The sequence below is a fragment of the Falsiroseomonas bella genome, assembly GCF_003173615.1.
Taxonomy (GTDB): domain Bacteria; phylum Pseudomonadota; class Alphaproteobacteria; order Acetobacterales; family Acetobacteraceae; genus Falsiroseomonas; species Falsiroseomonas bella.
On the sequence record NZ_QGNA01000003.1, the window covers coordinates 477497 to 494230 of the forward strand.

Below are 16734 nucleotides of genomic sequence, written 5' to 3' on the forward strand. Positions count from 1 at the left end.
CACGGCGCCGATGCAAAAGGACGGGATCGCGACGGCGACACAGGCAGGGCAGCACTGCGTCGGCCGGTTCGTCATGGCCGGGAGGGCTGAGCTGTCGACGCGGTGAATGGCAGGAAGCAGCCCGGGACGGCGGCGGGCGGAAGAAGCAGGCGGGAAGATAACTTCACCACCGATGGAATTCTCCGGGCGAAGCGCCCATCCATCCTTGCAGCCGTCGCGCGGCGGCGCGCATCCCTGGCGGACCCGAGAGGATTCGAACCCCTAACCCCCAGATCCGTAGTCTGGTGCTCTATCCAATTGAGCTACGGGTCCTGCCGGGAACGGCGATGTAGCGGGGCCGGCCCGGGGGCGCAACCCCCGGGCGGCGACTTCATGCTGCGAGCTTGTCGAGTTCCCGCAGCACCGCCTCGCCCATCACGCTGGTGCCGATGCGCGCCATGCCGGGCGCCATGATGTCCGCCGTGCGCAGGCCGCCGGCCAGCACCTTCTCGATCGCCTGCTCGATCAGCACAGCCTCCTCCTCCATGCCGAAGGAGATCTTCAGCAGCATGGCGAAGGACAGGATCTGCGCCGACGGATTCGCGATGCCCTTGCCGGCGATGTCCGGCGCCGAGCCGTGGATCGGCTCGTAGAGCGCGTGGCGCTTGCCCGTGGGCTGGACTTCGCCGAGCGTCGCCGAGGGCAGCATGCCGAGCGAGCCGGTCAGCGCCGCCGCCAGGTCGGACAGCACGTCGCCGAACAGGTTGTCGGCCAGGATGACGTCGAACTGCTTGGGCCGGCTGGCGAGCTGCATCGCGCAGTTGTCGGCGTACATGTGCTCGAGCTCGACATCCGCGAATTCGGCCTTGTGGACCTCGCCCACCACGGCGCGCCAGAGGCGGCCCGACTGCATGACATTCGCCTTGTCGACGCTGGTCACCTTGTTCCGGCGCTGGCGCGCCAGCTCGAAGGCCACGCGCGCGACGCGTGCGATCTCGTCCTCATGGTAGAGCTGCGTGTCCACGCCGGTCCGCTTGCCGTCGGCGCCCGTGGTCACGCCGCGCGGCTCGCCGAAATAGACGCCGCTGGTCGTCTCGCGGACGATCATGATGTTGAGGCCGCGCACCAGGTCGTGCTTCAGGGCCGAGGCGTCCAGCAGCGGGTCCAGCACCACCGCCGGGCGCAGATTCGCGAAGAGGCCGAGATCCTTGCGCAGGCGCAGGATGCCGAGTTCCGGCCGCTTGTCGAAGGGCAGGCTGTCCCATTTGGGTCCGCCGACCGAGCCGAACAGCACGGCATCGGCAGCCTTCGCGGCCTCCACCGTCTCGTCCGGGCAGGCGGAGCCGGTGGTGTCGAGCGCGATGCCGCCGACGAGCCCTTCCTCGATCTCGAAGGTGATGGCGCGGCGGCGCTCCAGCCATTCGATGATCCGGCGCGTCTCGCGCACGACCTCCGGGCCGATACCGTCGCCCGGCAGGATGAGGAGCTTCTTGTTCGCAGGCATCTCAGACCCCCGGTGCAGCCGAGTACAGCCAGGGCTGCGCGGCCTTCTGCTTTGCCTCGTAGCCGTCGATGGCCGGGGCGTGCTGCATCGTCTGGCCGATGTCGTCTAGGCCGTTCAGCAGCAGGTGCTTGCGGAAGGGATCCACCTCGAAGCGGATCTCCTCCCCGTTCGGGCGGACGACGACCTGCCGCTCCAGATCCACCGTCACGCGCGCGTTCTGGCCGAGCTTCGCATCCTCGATGAGCTGGTCGCAGACCTCGCGCGGCAGGCGGATCGGCAGGATGCCGTTCTTGAAGCTGTTGTTGTGGAAGATGTCGCCGAAGGACGGCGCGATGACGCAGCGGATGCCGAAATCCAGCAGCGCCCAGGGCGCATGCTCGCGCGAGGAACCGCAGCCGAAATTCTCGTGCGCGATCAGCACCTCGGCTTTCCGGTAGGGCTCCTTGTTCAGGATGAAGTCCGGGTTCTCCGTGCCGTCCTGCCGGTAGCGAAGATTGGCGAAGAGGTTACGCCCGAGCCCGGTGCGCGCGATGGTCTTGAGGAAGCGCGCGGGGATGATCTTGTCGGTGTCCACATTGGCTTCCGGCATCGGCGCCGCGACGCCGGTCAGGGTCGTGAAGGCCTGCATCACACCGCCCCCTTCGGCTGGAAGTCGCGCACATCGGCAAGCCGCCCCGCGAGCGCCGCCGCGGCCGCCATGGCCGGCGAAAGCAGATGCGTCCGCCCGCCCGGACCCTGGCGGCCCTCGAAGTTGCGGTTCGATGTGCTGGCGGAGCGCTGGCCGGGCTTCAGCTTGTCCGGGTTCATGCCGAGGCACATGGAGCAGCCCGCCTCGCGCCACTCGAAGCCCGCTTCCTTCAGGACGCGGTCGAGCCCCTCCTGCTCGGCCTGTTCCTTCACGAGGCCGCTGCCCGGCACCACCAGCGCGCGCACGCCATCGGCCACCTTGCGGCCCTTCACGATGGCCGCCGCCGCGCGGATGTCCTCGATGCGGCTGTTGGTGCAGGACCCGATGAAGACCACGTCCACGCCGAGGTCCTGCAGCCGCTGGCCCGCCGTGAGGCCCATGTAGTCCAGCATGCGCTGCATGCGCGCGCGCTTGGCCTCGTCGGCGACCTCTGCCGGATTCGGCACGCTGCCGGTGATCGGCAGCACGTCCTCGGGGCTGGTGCCCCAGGTGACCTGCGGCGCGATCTGCGCGGCGTCGAGCCGCACTTCCGTGTCGAAATGCGCGTCGGCGTCGGAGGGCAGCGTCTTCCACCAGGCCAGCGCGCGGTCGAAGCCCTCGCCCTTCGGCGCGAAGGGGCGGCCCTTCACGTAGTCGAAGGTGGTCTGGTCGGGCGCCACCATGCCGGCGCGGGCACCGGCCTCGATGGACATGTTGCAGACAGTCATGCGGCCGGCCATGTCCAGCGCGCGGATCGCCTCGCCGGCATATTCGATGACATGGCCGGTGCCGCCCGCCGTGCCGATGCGGCCGATGATGGCCAGCACGATGTCCTTCGCCGTGCAGCCGAGCGCGAGCGTGCCGTCCACGCTGACGCGCATGTTCTTCGCCGGCTTCTGCAACAGCGTCTGCGTCGCCAGCACATGCTCGACCTCGGAGGTACCGATGCCGAAGGCCAGCGCGCCGAGCGCGCCATGCGTCGAGGTGTGGCTGTCGCCGCAGACGATCGTCATGCCCGGCAGCGAAAGACCCAGCTCCGGCCCGATGACATGCACGATGCCCTGCCGCTTGTCGGTCAGCGGGATGTAGGGAACGCCGAACTCCTTGACGTTCTTCTCCAGCGTCTCGACCTGCACGCGGCTTTCGGGATCCTCGATGGTCCCGTAGCGGGAGGCGTCGGTGGCGATGTTGTGGTCCACCACCGCGATCGTCGCATCCGGCCGGCGCACCTTGCGGCCGGCCATGCGCAGGCCCTCGAAGGCCTGCGGGCTGGTCACTTCATGGGTGAGGTGCTTGTCGATGTAGAGCAGCGCGGTGCCGTCCGGGAGCGTCTCCACCACGTGGGCGTCCCAGATCTTGTCGAACAGCGTGCGCGGCTTCTGTGCCGACATGGCTTCCTCACCTCTCAAGCAGGTCCCGCGCGACCATGCGGGTCGCGCGGGTGATTCAGTTCAGCCCTCGGCGGAGGCCGTGGTCTCGCGCGCCCGCTCCTGGATACGGGCGGACTTGCCGGTGCGGCCGCGCAGGTAATAGAGCTTCGCGCGGCGCACGCGGCCGCGGCGGACCACCTGGATCTCGGCGACGTTCGGCGAGTAGAGCGGGAAGACGCGCTCCACGCCCTCGCCGTAGGACAGCTTGCGAACCGTGAAGTTGCTGTTCAGGCCGCGGTTGGAGCGCGCAATCACCACGCCCTCATAGGCCTGGGTGCGGATGCGCTCGCCCTCGACCACCTTCACCATCACGCGGACCGTATCGCCCGGCGCGAAATCCGGCGTCGCCCTGGCGGCGGAGAGGCGCGCCTGCTGCGCCGCCTCGAACTGCTGAAGCAGGTTCATCGGAGTGGTTCCTTCTGTGAGGTCATCTAGGCGGCGGCCGGTTGGCCGTCCAGCCGCCCGCCCTCGCCCGCGTTTCGATTCAGATGCTTGGCCCAGAGATCGGGGCGGCGCGTGCGCGTGGCCTCCTCGGCCCGCGCGCGGCGCCACTTCGCGACCTCCGCATGGTGGCCGGAGAGCAGCACCTCCGGCACGGTCCGGCCCTGCCATTCGGCGGGCCGCGTGTAGTGGGGATATTCCAGCAACCCTTCCGGCCCGTGGCTTTCCTCGGTGGCGCTGTCGGCGGCGCCCATCACGCCCGGCAGCAGCCGCACGCAGGCATCGAGCAGCAGGATCGCCGCCACCTCCCCGCCCGAGAGCACGACATCGCCGGCAGAGACTTCCTCCAGTTCCCGCGCCTCGATGACGCGCTGGTCCACGCCCTCGTAGCGGCCGCAGAGCAGGATCACGCCCGGCCCCGCCGCGAGTTCGCGCACCAGCGCCTGGTCGAGCAGCCGGCCGCGCGGCGTCAGGTAGATCCGCCGCGCCGCCGGTTGCGCGGCGATGGCTGCACCGAGCGCGGCATCCACCACATCCGGCCGCATCACCATGCCCGCGCCGCCGCCGAAGGGCGTGTCGTCCACGCTGCGGTGGCGGTCGGTGGCGAAGCCGCGGATGTCGAGCGCCTCCAACGCCCAGCGCCCGTCGCGCAGCGCCTTGCCGGCAAGCGAGAGGCCGAGCGGACCGGGGAACATCTCCGGGAACAGCGTCAGCACGGAAGCGCGCCAGGTCATCAGGCCGCCTCCTCGCCAGGACGCGGTTCCACGACGACTTCCGGCAGCGGCACCACGGTAACGCGCCCGCCAGCGACATCCACCGCCGGCACGGCCGCCTTGGTGAAGGGCACGAGCAGCTCGCGCGCGCCATCCTGGATCACCAGGAACGCGCCCGCGCCGTATTCCTCCACGCTGCGCACGGTGCCGAGCGCCTTCCCGTCCGCATCGAAGGCAGACAGGCCTTCGAGATCGCAAAGGAAGAACTCGTCCGGGTCGGTGGAGGGCGGCAGCTTCTCCCGCGCGACATAGAGCTTCGTGCCGGTCAGCCGCGCCGCGGCGTCGCGATCCGCGATGCCCTCGATACGGCCAAGCCCACCCGGCAAAGGCTGCACGGCGAAGCTCCGCGTGCCGGTCGCGTCGGTCAGCGCGCCGTAGCGGCCGATCGCCATCGGGTCGTCCGTGAAGGCGTGCAGACGCACCAGGCCCCGCACGCCGTGCGGCCTCCCGATCTCGCCAAGCAGCACGCGCTTCGTCACGACCAGCCCTCAGGCGCGCCCGATCAGCCCGCCGCCGCGGCGGCCGCGGCAGCCCGCTCCTGCGCCTTCTTCTTCGGCGCGGACTTCTTGGGCTGCTCGGGGAAGACGGGCATCGGCGCCAGGCCGGCATGGCCGAGGAACTTCGCCACGCGATCGGTCGGCAGCGCGCCCTGCGACTTCCAGTGGTTGATCCGCTCGGCATACAGGCGCACGCGGTCCGGATGGTCGGACGGCAGCATCGGGTTGTAGCTGCCCAGCTTCTCGATGAAGCGGCCGTCGCGCGGGCTGCGGCTGTCGGCCACAACAATGTGGTAGTACGGCCGCTTCTTCGCGCCGGCGCGGGCAAGACGGATCTTGAGGCCCATAGCTTCTCTACGCTCCTGTGTTCAGAAAGGTCTGCGGTTTCCAAGGCCGGGGATCAGCGCGGAGAGGCCTCCGCGCATCATTCCCTTCTGGCCGAGCTTGTTCATCCGCTTCATCATCGCGGACATGTCGTCGAACTGCTTCAGCAGCTTGTTGACCTCCTGCACGGAGGTGCCGCTGCCGGCGGCGATGCGCTTCTTGCGGCTCGCCTTGATGAGGTCCGGGTTGCGGCGCTCCTTCGGCGTCATGCTGCCGATGATCGCCGCCTGGCGCTTCAGCACGGTCTGATCGAGGTTCGCCTCCTCGATCTGCTTCTTCATCTTGCCGACGCCCGGCAGCATGCCGAGCATGCCGGAGAGCGAGCCCATCTTGTTGATCTGCTTGAGCTGCTGGGCGTAGTCCTCGAGGTCGAAGGACCCCTTCTGCATCTTCTTCGCGAGCTTCTCGGCCTCGGCCTGGTCGAGCTGCTCCGCCGCCTTCTCGACGAGGGAGACGATGTCGCCCATGCCGAGGATGCGGTTCGCGATGCGGTCGGGGTGGAAATCCTCCAGCGCGTCCAGCTTCTCGCCCGCGCCGAGAAGCTTGATCGGCGCGCCGGTGACCGCGCGCATGGACAGCGCGGCGCCACCGCGGGCGTCGCCGTCCACGCGCGTCATCACCACGCCGGTGACGCCCACCTTCTCCTGGAAGGCGCGGGCGGTGTTCACCGCGTCCTGGCCGGTCATGGCGTCCACGACCAGCAGCGTCTCATGCGGCCTGGCGAAGGCCTTCACCTCCGCCACTTCCGCCATCAGCGCCTCGTCGATCGCCAGGCGGCCGGCGGTATCCAGCACCACCACGTCGTAGAGCTCGCGCCGCGCCACATCCATCGCGCGCGCGGCGATCTGGATCGGCGTCTCGCCGGCGACGATCGGCAGGCTGGTCACCTCGGCCTGCTGCGCCAGCGTCTGCAGCTGCAGCTGCGCCGCGGGGCGGTGGACGTCGAGCGAAGCGAGCAGCACCTTCTTGCGCTCCCGCGCGCGCAGGCGCAGCGCGATCTTGCCCGAGGTCGTGGTCTTGCCCGAACCCTGCAGGCCGACCATCAGGATCGGCACCGGCGCCGGCGCATTCAGGTCGAGGCCGCGCTTCCCGCTGTCTCCCTCGCCGCCGCCGAGCGCCTCGACCAGCGCATCGTTGACGATCTTCACCACCTGCTGGGCGGGGGAGACGGAGCGGATCACCTCCACGCCCACGGCGCGCTCGCGCACCTTGGCGATGAGGTCGCGCACCACCGGCAGGGCGACGTCGGCCTCCAACAGGGCCACGCGCACCTCGCGAAGCGCCTCCTGCACATCGGCCTCCGACAGCGCGCCACGGCGGCGCAGCTTGTCGAAGACCCCGGTCAGCCTGTTGCCCAAGGCCTCGAACATGAGGGCCGTTGCTTCCTTTCCGCCTGCGGCCGCCCCAAAACGGTTCGCGCCGCTGCGCGAGCATCGCGGAGCGGCGGCGCCCGCCCCGCCATCGGGGCCGACGAAAGGGTCCAGGGCGGACCGAAGATGGGCTCGATACGCCCGCCACCGCCCGCGCGTCAAGGCCGATGGCCGGCGTGGAGCGAGCCCGACCCATGCGGAACCTGGCATCTTTTCACAAGGAGGCGAAATCAAGGCAGCCCCGGTTGATCCCATCCGGCTTCACGTTCAAGGAAAACCGAAGCGGAGGATCATGGTATGGGATAACTTCAGAAGAAATCCGAAGTGCCATGCGCTCGCCAGCAATACGTATCGTTGCGACACTGGCCGCAACGGTGACCGCAGCGCACTTCATCGGACCCGTCCTGGCCGCTGGTCTTGGTGTCCCGTTCGTTCGACTTGCGCTCAACCAGCCGATCCCGCCTTTCGCGGGGGCGATCGAAGCAGGGCTGCTCGCCTCGATCGTCTGGTGGGCCTTCGCCGCCTGAATCGCGCTCCCGCGCGGCTCAACCTGGGGATCCGGCATGATCGACAACCTGCTGCTCGGCTTCAGCGTCGCGCTCACGTTGCAGAACCTGAGCTTCGCCTTCCTCGGCGCGATGATCGGGACGGCCATCGGGGTCCTGCCCGGGCTGGGTCCGACCGCCACCATCTCCCTGCTGCTGCCGCTGACCTTCGGCCTGGATCCGACCACCGCGATCATCATGCTGGCCGGCATCTACTACGGCTCGCAGTATGGCGGCTCGACCACGGCGATCCTGCTGAACCTGCCCGGCGAGATCTCCGCCGTCGTGACCGCGATCGAGGGCTACAAGATGGCCCAGGCCGGCCGGGCCGGCGCGGCGCTGGCCATCGCGGCCATGGGGTCCTTCTTCGCGGGCACGGTCGCGACCTTCTTCGTCGCCGCCTCCGGCCCGCTGCTGACCCAGGTGGCGCTCTCCTTCGGGCCGGCCGACTATTTCTCTCTCATGCTGCTCGGCCTGATCGTTTCCTGCGTGCTGGCGCAGGGCAGCGTGGTGAAGGCCGTCTGCATGGTCATCCTCGGCATCTCGCTCGGCATGGTCGGGACCGACGTGCAGACCGGGCAGCAGCGCTTCACCTTCGGCGTGCCGGAGCTGTCGGACGGCATCAACTTCGTCGTACTGGCCATGGGCCTGTTCGGCATCGCGGAGGTGGTGCTGAACCTCGAGAATCCGGAAATCCGCGCCGGCATCGTCGCCAAGCGCGGCAAGCTGTGGCTGACGCGCGAGGAGTGGCGCTACGCGACGCCGGCGGTGCTGCGCGGCACGATGCTCGGCACCTGCCTCGGCATCCTGCCGGGCGGCGGCGCATCGCTCTCCGCCTTCGCCTCCTACATGCTGGAGCGGCGGATCACGCGGCGGCCGGAGAAGTTCGGCAATGGCGCAATCGAGGGGCTGGCAGGGCCGGAGAGCGCCAACAATGCCGGCGCGCAGACCAGCTTCATCCCGCTGCTCACCCTCGGCATTCCCTCCAACGCCGTCATGGCGCTGATGGTGGGGGCGCTCATCATCCAAGGCATCCAGCCCGGGCCGCGCATGGTGGAGGCGCAGCCCAATCTGTTCTGGGGCCTGATCGCCTCGATGTGGATCGGCAACCTGATGCTGCTGGTCATCAACCTGCCGATGATCGGCATCTGGGTGCAGCTGCTGCGCGTGCCCTACAAATACCTGTTCGTCGGCATCCTCACCTTCTGCCTGATCGGCGCCTACAGCCTGAACAACAACGTCTTCGACCTTTATGTCATGCTCGCCTTCGGCATCGTCGGCTACGTCTTCGCCAAGCTGAAGATGGAGCCCGCGCCGCTGCTGCTGGGCTTCGTGCTCGGCCCGATGATGGAGGAGCATCTGCGCCGCGCCATGCTGCTCTCCCGCGGCGATGTCGGCGTCTTCGTGGAGCGGCCGATCAGCGCGACGCTGCTGGTGCTGGCCGCGATCGCGCTCGGCCTGATGCTGCTGCCGAACCTGCGGAAGTCGAAGGACGCGGCAATGCAGGCCGGGTGAGCGGCGAGCCGCTCACGTCGGCCTGCGACCGAGCACGACGAGGTTCTGCAGGGCATCCGGGGGCAGCAGCGCCGCGTCCTGCGGCGTGTCCCAGCAATCGGAGTAGTAGGCCGCCGCCACCGTGAGCCCGGCGTCCCGCATGGCGTGGAGCAGTTCCGCCATCGCGTATTCGCGCACATGGTGGTGGAAGCGGTCGGCCGGTCCGAAGGCCGGCGGATAGATCGCCACCGGGTTCCGCCCGGCCAGCAGCGCCGCCCGCGCCTCGGCGCGGAAGAAGTTCGGCGTGGTGACGTAGAGCAGCCCGCCCGGCGCCAGGCTGCCGGCAAGCGCGCGGAACAGGTTGGCCGGGTTCACCACCAGGTGCTCCAGCACCTCGCACAGCATGACCAGATGCTGGTCGCGATGCGGCAACACGGGCCCTTGGCGCAGATCGGCCTTCTCCAGGTCGAGTTGCGCCGCCTGCTCCACCACGCCGTCGAGTTGCGGGTGGCGGAACAGGCAGGCGGAGCCGATGCGCAGCGCCGGAAACAGCCGCTTGTAGAGCATGGGCGTGATCGAGGAGCCGATCTCCACCACGCGGCATTCCGGCCAGTCGGAATGGTCCTGCAGCAGCACGGCGATGGCCTGGGCGGCCTCGGCGAAGCGGCGCCGGTGCAGCCGCGCATAGTCCAGCTGGTCGGGGCGCAGCCTGCCTGCGGCCTGCAGCGCCGCCAGGGCGGAATCCATCGAGCCCAGGCGATCCGCCAGACCCGCCCGCAGTGGCGCGGCGGCGGCTTGCAGGACGGGATCGCTGGCGATTGGATCGGGCGGCGAGAGGCCAGGCTTGGCCGAGGGCGTGCGCTCCGTCGCGATGGTCGCGGGCGGCGCGAACAGCGCGCGCAACCGGGCGAGCATCGCGCGGGGCCGGTCCGGCGCCGTTACTTCGGCGCCAGTACCATGATCATCTGGCGGTTCTCCAGCCGGGGCATCGCCTCGACCTTGGTGATCTCCGCCATCTCGGTGCGGATCCGGTCCAGCACCTTCAGTCCCAGGTCCTGGTGCGCCATCTCGCGGCCGCGGAAGCGCAGCGTGACCTTCACCTTGTCGCCCTCGCCGATGAATTCCTTCATCTGGCGCATCTTCACATCGTAGTCGTGGTCGTCGATGTTCGGGCGGACCTTGATCTCTTTGATCTCGACCACCTTCTGGCGCTTGCGGGCCTCGTTCGCCTTCTTCTGCTGCTCGTATTTGTATTTGCCGTAGTCAAGGATCTTGACCACGGGGGGCACCGCATTGGGGCTGATCTCGAGAAGGTCGAGGCCGACATCATAGGCGCGGATCAACGCCTCCCGCGCGCTCATCACGCCCAGCATCTCGCCGTTCTGGTCGATCAGGCGCACCTGGGGGGTGCGGATCTCCTCGTTGACCCGCGGGCCGTCTCTTGTCGGCAGCTGGGCGGGCATCGGACCTCGGGGTATGGCGCTCTCCTGTCGCAGTTTCTGTCAATATGCCATCTTTATGGCGATCCGATCAGTCCGACGCAACCCGAAGGTCGGGGGGCGTGGCCTCCGCGGCCAGGCGGGCGACCGCCTCGGCCAGCTTCACCGTCTCCTGCTCGCGGCCCGGCAGGCGGCGCAGCACCAGGGCGCGCTCCTCGGCCTCGCGCCGGCCGACCACGGCCAGCACGGGCACGCGCTGGTCGATATGGTCCACGACCTTGCGGTTGATCTTTTCGTTCCGCAGGTCGAGCTCCGCCCGGATGCCCGCGGCCTGCAGCGCGGCAACGGCCTCCCGCGCATACTCGTCGGCGTCCGAGACGATGGTCGCCACCACCACCTGCACCGGCGCAAGCCAGAGCGGGAAGCGCCCGGCATGCTGCTCGATCAGGATGCCGAGGAAGCGCTCGAAGCTGCCGAGGATCGCGCGGTGCAGCATGACCGGTCGCTTCCGGCTGCCATCCTCCGCCACGTATTCGGCGCCGAGCCGCTCCGGCAGGACGAAGTCCACCTGCAGCGTGCCGCACTGCCAGTCGCGCCCGATCGCGTCGCGCAGCACGAATTCCAGCTTCGGGCCGTAGAAGGCGCCCTCCCCCGGGTTCAGCACGTATTCGACATTGGCGATCCGGCACGCCTCCTTCAGCGCGCCTTCCGCCTGGTCCCACACCGCGTCGCTGCCCGAGCGCTTCTCGGGCCGGTCGGAGAACTTCACGCGAAAATCGCTGAAGCCGAGGTCGCGGTAGATGCCCGACAGCAGCTCCACGAAGCGCACGGTCTCGGTGGCGATCTGGTCCTCGGTGCAGAAGATGTGCGCGTCGTCCTGGGTGAAGGCGCGCACGCGCATGATCCCGTGCAGCGCACCCGAGGGTTCGTAGCGATGGCAGGCGCCGAATTCTGCCAGGCGCATCGGCAGCTCGCGGTAGCTGCGCACACCCTGGTTGAAGATCTGCACGTGGCAGGGGCAGTTCATCGGCTTCACCGCCAGCACGCGGTCCTTCTCGGACTCGTCCTCGACGGTCGCGATGAACATGTGCGGGCGGTAGTTCTCCCAATGGCCGCTCTCGATCCAGAGCTTGCGGTCCACCAGCTGCGGGGTCTTCACCTCCAGGTAGTCCGCTTGGTCGAGCCGGCGCCGCATGTAGTCCTCGACGGTGCGGTAGAGCTTCCAGCCCTTCGGGTGCCAGAAGACCGAGCCGACCGCCTCCTCCTGGAGATGAAAGAGGTTCATCTCCTTGCCGATCTTGCGGTGGTCGCGCTTCTCCGCCTCCTCCAGCTGATGGAGATAGGCGTCGAGCTCCTTCTGGTCGCGCCAGGCCGTGCCGTAGATGCGCGAGAGCATCGCGTTGCGGTGGTCGCCCCGCCAATAGGCGCCGGCCACCTTCATCAGCTTGAAGGCGGTGCCGACATCGCCGGTGCCGCGCATATGCGGCCCGCGGCAGAGGTCCACCCAGTCGCCCTGCCTGTAGAGGGTGATGGTCTCGCCGCGCGGCAGGTCACGGATCAGCTCGACCTTGTATTTCTCGCCCTTCTTCTCGAAGAGCTCCATCGCCTCGTGCCGGCTCGTCACGATGCATTCGAAGCCGGCATTGCGCGCGACGATCTCCCGCATCTTCTGCTCGATGGCCGGGAAGTCCTCGGGCTTGAATGGCTCGTTGCGGGCGAAGTCGTAGTAGAAGCCGTTCTCGATCGCCGGCCCGATGGTCACCTGCGTCCCCGGGAACAGCGCCTGCACCGCTTCGGCCAGCACATGCGCGGCGTCGTGCCGGATCAGCTCCAGCGCCTCAGGGTCCTTGCGGGTGATGAAGCGGACGGTCGCGTCCTGCTCGATGGCATGGGCGAGGTCGCGGACCTTGCCGTCCACCTGCATGGCGAGCGCGGCCTTGGCAAGGCCGGGCCCGATCGCCGCGGCCACCGTCGTGCCGGTCACGGGCCCGTCGAAGGTGCGGACGGAACCGTCGGGCAGGGTGATCGCGGGCATGGGAAGGCTTCCGGGCTCCTCGGGGGTTGCGGGACGCGGCACATGGCCAGCCGGCCCCTCGCGCGTCAAGGCGCCTCAGGCGCGGGGCGGCAGTGCGGCGAGCGCGGTGCGGACGGCCTCGGGGCCGAGTTCCGCCAGCGGAACGTGGCGCAGCACCTGCGCCGCCGGGCCGCGCGGGGCGCAGAGCGCCGGGTCGCTGTCCTCCCCGAACAGCGCGAGCGTCGGGCAGCCGGCGGTCGCCACCAGATGGGTCGGGCCGGTGTCGTTGCCTACGGCCCAGTCGCCCCGGCGCGCGATGGCGGCGAGTTCGGCGAAGCTGGTGCGCCCGGTCAGGTCCAGCGCGCCGGGCGCCTCGGCCAGGATGCGCGCGGCGATCTCCGCTTCCGCCTTGCCGCCCAGCACCGCCACCGGCTGCCCCGCGCGCGCGGCCAGCGCCGCGAAATGCTCGGCCGGCCAGCGCTTCAGCGGCCGCAGCGGCGATGCGCCGGGGATCAGCAGGCCAAAGCGCGGCGGCAGGGCGAAGCGGGCGACATCGGCGTCCAGCCAGTCCAGCGCCGGCGGCGGGAAGTGCCGGATCCCCGCCATCTCCAGCTGCTCGCGCTGCCGCTCCACCGTGTGCATCGCGTCGCGCTCGGGGTTGGCATGGGGGTGGGAGGCGCCGCGGGCGATGCCGGACCACTCCGCCCCCCGCCCGACCAGCCAGCGATAGCGGGAGGAGCGGGAGGAAGTCTGCAGGTCGTAGACCCGGTCGAATCGTGCCCCGCGCAGCCGCCTCGCCAGGTCCAGCAGCCGCCCGGGGTGCTTCCAGGAGGGCCTTCCATCCGCCCAGACCTCGTCGAACCAGGGGCTGCGCCGGGCGAGTTCCGCGAAGGGCGGCGTCGTCAGCAGGGTGATCCGCGCGCCGGAATGATGCGCGCGGATCGCCGCGAAGGGCCCGAAGGACTGCACGAAGTCCCCGAGCGCGCCGAGCCGGATGACGAGGATGCGATTCACGCCAGCAGCTCGCGATAGACCTCGAGCGTCGCCCGCTGCATCGCCGCCGTCGTGTAGTCGCGGAGCACCGCCTGTCGCGCGCGCGCGCCGATCGCGGCGCGTTCGGCCTCCGGCATCGCCAGCACCTGGCCGAGCGCCTCGGCCAGCACCGCCGGATCGCCCGGCGGAACGCGCCAGCCGGTCACGCCGGGCTCGACCGTCTCGCGCGGACCGCCGAGGTCGGAAGCGATGACCGGCCGCGCCATGGCCTGCGCCTCGATCACCGTGCGACCGAAGGCCTCGGCGTCGGTGCTGGCATGCACCACCACATCGGCCGCGCAGAGCGCGAGATCCAGCGCCTCCACATGCCCGGCCAGCACCACGCGGTCGGCGACGCCGAACGATGCGGCGCGCGCGCGCAGTTCCTCAGCGAAGCCGTCGTTGCCGCCGCCTGCCAGCACCGCCAGCACGCCCGGCAGGCGCGGCAGCGCCTCCACCAGCACCATCTGCCCCTTCCAGCGCGTAAGTCGCGCCGGCAGCAGCACCACCGCCTGGCCGGGCGCAGCGCCCCAGGCCTCGCGCTGCGCCAGCACCCGCGACGACGGCACGAGGGCCGGATCGAAGCGGCGCGGATCCACGCCGCGCGGGATCAGCCGGATGCGCGCGGCCGGCGTGCCGTGCCGGGCCGCGACGAGGTCCGCTATGAAGCGGCTGATCGCGATCACCCGCTCGCCCCGCGCCATCACCGAGTTGTAGAGCCGCTTGCCCGGCAGGCCCTCGTTGTAGGCGCCGTGATAGGTGGTGACGAAATGCGCGCCCGTCCGCCGCGCCGCCAGCAGCGCCGACCAGGCCGGCGCACGGGAGCGCGCATGCAGGACAGCCACCCCCTCGCCGCGGACGAGATTCGCCAGCGCGGCGGCGTTGCGCCAGATGCCGAAGGGCGACTTGGTGTCGAGCGGCAGCGCCACATGCGCACCGCCGACGCGCTCCACCTCCCTCGCCAACGGCCCGCCGGCGGAGGCGACCAGCGCCCGCATCCCGGCGGCGGCGATCGCCTCCGCGATCTCCACCGTCCCGCGTTCCACCCCGCCCGAGACGAGCGCGGGCAGGACCTGCAGGATGGCGGGCGGGGACGGCATGCAGCCGCCCCGTTACCGTCCCGGCGGCGCCTCGGCTAGTGCGCGGGCGCCGCGATGCGCCGCCGGGGCCGGCTCACCAGAGATCCCAGTCGCTGTCCCAGTCGTCCGAGCGGCTCTCGAGCCGGTCGTAGCGATCCTCCATCCGGTCGTAGTAGCGCTCCGAACGCTGGCCGTAGCGCGTGCCGGCATCGCCGCCATAGCCATAGCCGCCGTAGTTGCGGCGCGGATTGTACTGGTTGTAGCCGCTCCGGTCGGGCTCGCGATCGAAGCGTTCGTAGCGCTCGCCGCCGGCATAGGGCCTGCCGCCGTAGCGGTTGCCGTAGCCATAGCCGTCATTGCGCCGCGGGTTGAACTGGTTGTAGCCGCTCCAATCGGGCTCGCGGTCGAAGCGCTCGTAGCGCTCGCCGCCCCGATACGGGGTGCGTTGCCCGTACTGGTAGGTGTCGTAGTTGCCGCCCCACTGCGCCTGCGCCGCCTGCGGCGCACCGAGCGCCGCGGCTGCGAAGAGCGTGGCGCCGGCCGCATGCGTGAGCCACTTCTTCGCCATGTTCTGCTCCTCCTCGTCTCCGTTCGCGCCGGAGCGCCCTGCGTGCAGGGCGCCCCGCCGATCGGCCAACGTCAGGGTCGGAGCGGCAATTGCGGTAGTTCCCGCTTACGCGAAGCCGGCACGCCGCGCCCGAACAGGGGTGCGGCGGCCCGGATCAGGCCGCGAGCCTGCCGCCGCCGGCGCGCGCCCAGAACGCCTGCGCCAGAGGGCTGTCCGGCTTCGCCGCGATGCGCTCGGCGGCCAACAGCTGCGCGAGGGAACGATCGCCGCCTCGCAGCGCCGCCTCAAGCAAGGTCAGGCTGAGCACGTCGCGCTGCGCGTTGGAGCCGCCGAAGTCGCGCGCCCGCGGCAGCACCGGCGCCATCAGCTGCGCGGCACGATCGAAGTCGCCGCGCGAGAAGGCCCACACGCCCTCGGAAAGCGGCAGCCCGACCTCACGCGTGAGGCGCGCATTGGTGCCCTGACCCGCCGCCGCGCGGCGCATCGCGCCCAGCACCTGCGCCGCCGCCTCCTCGCGCCCCGCGCCCAGATGCGCCATCACGGCATGCAGGTCGCTGAACGCATAGAAGCCCTCGCCGCCCGCCTGCTGCCACGCCATGGAGAGCTGCGCAAAGCGCCGGCCCGTGTCTGCGCCGCGCAGCAGCAGCCGCCAGAGCATGGCCGAGGCATCCACCAGGTCGATCGCCGGCTGCGCCTCGCCCTTCGCGATCCCATGCGCCACGGCGCGGTCGTAGATGCCGAGCACGCGGTCGAACGCGCCGCGCTCCAGGTGGAACAGTGCCAGGTGCCACCAGTTGTGCACGGCGAGGATCGCCGCCGGCGCCCAATCGGCCTCACGCCGCTCCAGGAAGGCCGCGCCTTCCTGGTCGCGCCCCTGCATCTCCATCACATGCGCGACGGCATGCACCGCCCAGGCGTCCCGCGGCTGCAGCGCCAGCGCCATGCGCCCGGCATCCTCGGCAGCGGCGTACTCGCCATTCTCCTCGAGGCCGAAGGCCTGCATGCCGAGCAGCCAGGAGAAGCCCTCCTCGCCCGTGCGCCACGCACGCATCGCGGCGGCGGGACGGTCGCGCAGGCCGGCGGGGTTGCCCAGGAAGAAGTCGAACTGGTGCGCCACCTGCTGCGCAAAGAGGTCGCGCGGATGCGCCGCAGCCAGCGCCGCATAGCCGCGATGCGCGGCGACAAAGTCGCCCTCGCACCAGGCCTGCGCGGCGGCGAGATGCGCGCGCTCACGGTCGTTGGCGACCGGAAGGTCCCACGCCGCGGCGATGCTCGCCTCGGCCTCGGCCACGCTCGCGCGCTCCATGGACATCACCATCAGCCCGGCGCGGAAGGCATGCGCCATGGCGAAGTCCGGCTGCTCGGCGATGGCGGCGTCGATTGCGGCGAGCGGGTCGGCGCGGAAGCCGAGCATCAGCCCGGTCGCCTCGTCGAGCTTCGCGATGGCGGCGCGGTTGGCGGTGGACACGGCATTCCCGTGTATGTCGGCGTGCGGCATCTCTCTGGTCCTCCGGTCGG

Annotated in this window: 17 protein-coding genes and 1 tRNA gene; 2 read left to right on the forward strand and 16 right to left on the reverse strand. The window is 70.2% G+C overall.

The features are described 5' to 3' along the window. Nucleotides 1-235: 235 nt before the first annotated feature. From DFH01_RS14850 to ffh, 9 genes are all read right to left on the reverse strand, one after another. A tRNA-Arg gene (locus DFH01_RS14850) sits at nt 236-312 on the reverse strand. A gap of 58 nt (nt 313-370) precedes the next feature. Next, nucleotides 371-1483 (reverse strand): 3-isopropylmalate dehydrogenase, encoded by a 1113-nt coding sequence (gene leuB, locus DFH01_RS14855; RefSeq protein ID WP_109871227.1) that lies wholly within the window; start codon nt 1481-1483, stop codon nt 371-373. Nucleotide 1484: 1 nt separating this feature from the next. Further along, nucleotides 1485-2111: a 3-isopropylmalate dehydratase small subunit gene (leuD, locus tag DFH01_RS14860; RefSeq protein WP_109871228.1), complete on the reverse strand. Its 627-nt coding sequence runs from the start codon at nt 2109-2111 to the stop codon at nt 1485-1487. Further along, nucleotides 2111-3541 carry a 3-isopropylmalate dehydratase large subunit gene (gene leuC / locus DFH01_RS14865; RefSeq protein ID WP_109871229.1) on the reverse strand — a complete coding sequence of 477 codons (1431 nt, stop codon included), beginning with the start codon at nt 3539-3541 and terminating at the stop codon, nt 2111-2113. The genes leuD and leuC overlap by 1 nt, the downstream gene beginning before the upstream one ends. 60 nt (nt 3542-3601) lie before the next feature. Next, nucleotides 3602-3985 carry a 50S ribosomal protein L19 gene (gene rplS / locus DFH01_RS14870; RefSeq protein WP_109871230.1) on the reverse strand — a complete coding sequence of 128 codons (384 nt, stop codon included), beginning with the start codon at nt 3983-3985 and terminating at the stop codon, nt 3602-3604. Between the two features lie 26 nt (nt 3986-4011). Beyond that, nucleotides 4012-4755, reverse strand: a complete 744-nt coding sequence (gene trmD, locus DFH01_RS14875) for a tRNA (guanosine(37)-N1)-methyltransferase TrmD (protein WP_109871231.1) — start codon at nt 4753-4755, stop codon at nt 4012-4014. Then, entirely contained in the window at nt 4755-5273 is a 519-nt protein-coding gene (gene rimM, locus DFH01_RS14880) for a ribosome maturation factor RimM (RefSeq protein WP_109871232.1), read from the reverse strand. The genes trmD and rimM overlap by 1 nt, the downstream gene beginning before the upstream one ends. Nucleotides 5274-5296: 23 nt before the next feature. Beyond that, complete coding sequence (gene rpsP, locus DFH01_RS14885; protein ID WP_109871233.1) at nt 5297-5638, reverse strand: 30S ribosomal protein S16; 342 nt, start codon at nt 5636-5638, stop codon at nt 5297-5299. A 21-nt stretch (nt 5639-5659) separates the two neighbouring features. Next, the gene (gene ffh, locus DFH01_RS14890; protein ID WP_109871234.1) at nt 5660-7045 is read right to left on the reverse strand and encodes a signal recognition particle protein; all 1386 of its coding nucleotides are present in this window, start codon (nt 7043-7045) and stop codon (nt 5660-5662) included. A 194-nt stretch (nt 7046-7239) separates the two neighbouring features. On the opposite strand from ffh, the gene DFH01_RS27835 reads away from it, so the two are divergent. Then, complete coding sequence (locus DFH01_RS27835; protein WP_146217069.1) at nt 7240-7572, forward strand: hypothetical protein; 333 nt, start codon at nt 7240-7242, stop codon at nt 7570-7572. A 36-nt stretch (nt 7573-7608) separates the two neighbouring features. Continuing rightward, nucleotides 7609-9105 carry a tripartite tricarboxylate transporter permease gene (locus tag DFH01_RS14895; protein WP_109871235.1) on the forward strand — a complete coding sequence of 499 codons (1497 nt, stop codon included), beginning with the start codon at nt 7609-7611 and terminating at the stop codon, nt 9103-9105. 12 nt (nt 9106-9117) lie between these two features. On the opposite strand, the gene DFH01_RS14900 is transcribed toward DFH01_RS14895, so the two are convergent. The 7 genes from DFH01_RS14900 to DFH01_RS14930 form a co-directional block, all read right to left on the reverse strand. Beyond that, complete coding sequence (locus tag DFH01_RS14900) at nt 9118-9987, reverse strand: class I SAM-dependent methyltransferase (protein ID WP_158287769.1); 870 nt, start codon at nt 9985-9987, stop codon at nt 9118-9120. Nucleotides 9988-10022: 35 nt separating this feature from the next. Continuing rightward, nucleotides 10023-10547 (reverse strand): translation initiation factor IF-3, encoded by a 525-nt coding sequence (gene infC, locus DFH01_RS14905; RefSeq protein ID WP_109871237.1) that lies wholly within the window; start codon nt 10545-10547, stop codon nt 10023-10025. A gap of 67 nt (nt 10548-10614) precedes the next feature. Beyond that, nucleotides 10615-12558, reverse strand: a complete 1944-nt coding sequence (gene thrS / locus DFH01_RS14910) for a threonine--tRNA ligase (protein WP_109871238.1) — start codon at nt 12556-12558, stop codon at nt 10615-10617. Nucleotides 12559-12633: 75 nt separating this feature from the next. After that, nucleotides 12634-13551: a glycosyltransferase family 9 protein gene (locus DFH01_RS14915; protein ID WP_109871239.1), complete on the reverse strand. Its 918-nt coding sequence runs from the start codon at nt 13549-13551 to the stop codon at nt 12634-12636. Beyond that, complete coding sequence (locus tag DFH01_RS14920) at nt 13548-14669, reverse strand: glycosyltransferase family 4 protein (protein ID WP_109871240.1); 1122 nt, start codon at nt 14667-14669, stop codon at nt 13548-13550. Before DFH01_RS14920 ends, DFH01_RS14915 begins: the two co-directional genes overlap by 4 nt. A 73-nt stretch (nt 14670-14742) precedes the next feature. Further along, entirely contained in the window at nt 14743-15216 is a 474-nt protein-coding gene (locus tag DFH01_RS14925) for a hypothetical protein (protein WP_109871241.1), read from the reverse strand. Between the two features lie 154 nt (nt 15217-15370). Then, nucleotides 15371-16714 carry a tetratricopeptide repeat protein gene (locus tag DFH01_RS14930; protein WP_109871242.1) on the reverse strand — a complete coding sequence of 448 codons (1344 nt, stop codon included), beginning with the start codon at nt 16712-16714 and terminating at the stop codon, nt 15371-15373. Nucleotides 16715-16734 lie beyond the last annotated feature (20 nt).

What these genes read in the sequence shown, in the direction of transcription:
- leuB (WP_109871227.1), bottom strand. Translation starts at nt 1,483, where the DNA reads ATGCCTGCGAACAAGAAGCTCCTCATCCTGCCGGGCGACGGTATCGGC.
- leuD (WP_109871228.1), bottom strand. Translation starts at nt 2,111, where the DNA reads ATGCAGGCCTTCACGACCCTGACCGGCGTCGCGGCGCCGATGCCGGAA.
- leuC (WP_109871229.1), bottom strand. Translation starts at nt 3,541, where the DNA reads ATGTCGGCACAGAAGCCGCGCACGCTGTTCGACAAGATCTGGGACGCC.
- rplS (WP_109871230.1), bottom strand. Translation starts at nt 3,985, where the DNA reads ATGAACCTGCTTCAGCAGTTCGAGGCGGCGCAGCAGGCGCGCCTCTCC.
- trmD (WP_109871231.1), bottom strand. Translation starts at nt 4,755, where the DNA reads ATGACCTGGCGCGCTTCCGTGCTGACGCTGTTCCCGGAGATGTTCCCC.
- rpsP (WP_109871233.1), bottom strand. Translation starts at nt 5,638, where the DNA reads ATGGGCCTCAAGATCCGTCTTGCCCGCGCCGGCGCGAAGAAGCGGCCG.
- ffh (WP_109871234.1), bottom strand. Translation starts at nt 7,045, where the DNA reads ATGTTCGAGGCCTTGGGCAACAGGCTGACCGGGGTCTTCGACAAGCTG.
- DFH01_RS27835 (WP_146217069.1), top strand. Translation starts at nt 7,240, where the DNA reads ATGCGGAACCTGGCATCTTTTCACAAGGAGGCGAAATCAAGGCAGCCC.
- DFH01_RS14895 (WP_109871235.1), top strand. Translation starts at nt 7,609, where the DNA reads ATGATCGACAACCTGCTGCTCGGCTTCAGCGTCGCGCTCACGTTGCAG.
- infC (WP_109871237.1), bottom strand. Translation starts at nt 10,547, where the DNA reads ATGCCCGCCCAGCTGCCGACAAGAGACGGCCCGCGGGTCAACGAGGAG.
- thrS (WP_109871238.1), bottom strand. Translation starts at nt 12,558, where the DNA reads ATGCCCGCGATCACCCTGCCCGACGGTTCCGTCCGCACCTTCGACGGG.
- DFH01_RS14920 (WP_109871240.1), bottom strand. Translation starts at nt 14,669, where the DNA reads ATGCCGTCCCCGCCCGCCATCCTGCAGGTCCTGCCCGCGCTCGTCTCG.
- DFH01_RS14925 (WP_109871241.1), bottom strand. Translation starts at nt 15,216, where the DNA reads ATGGCGAAGAAGTGGCTCACGCATGCGGCCGGCGCCACGCTCTTCGCA.
- DFH01_RS14930 (WP_109871242.1), bottom strand. Translation starts at nt 16,714, where the DNA reads ATGCCGCACGCCGACATACACGGGAATGCCGTGTCCACCGCCAACCGC.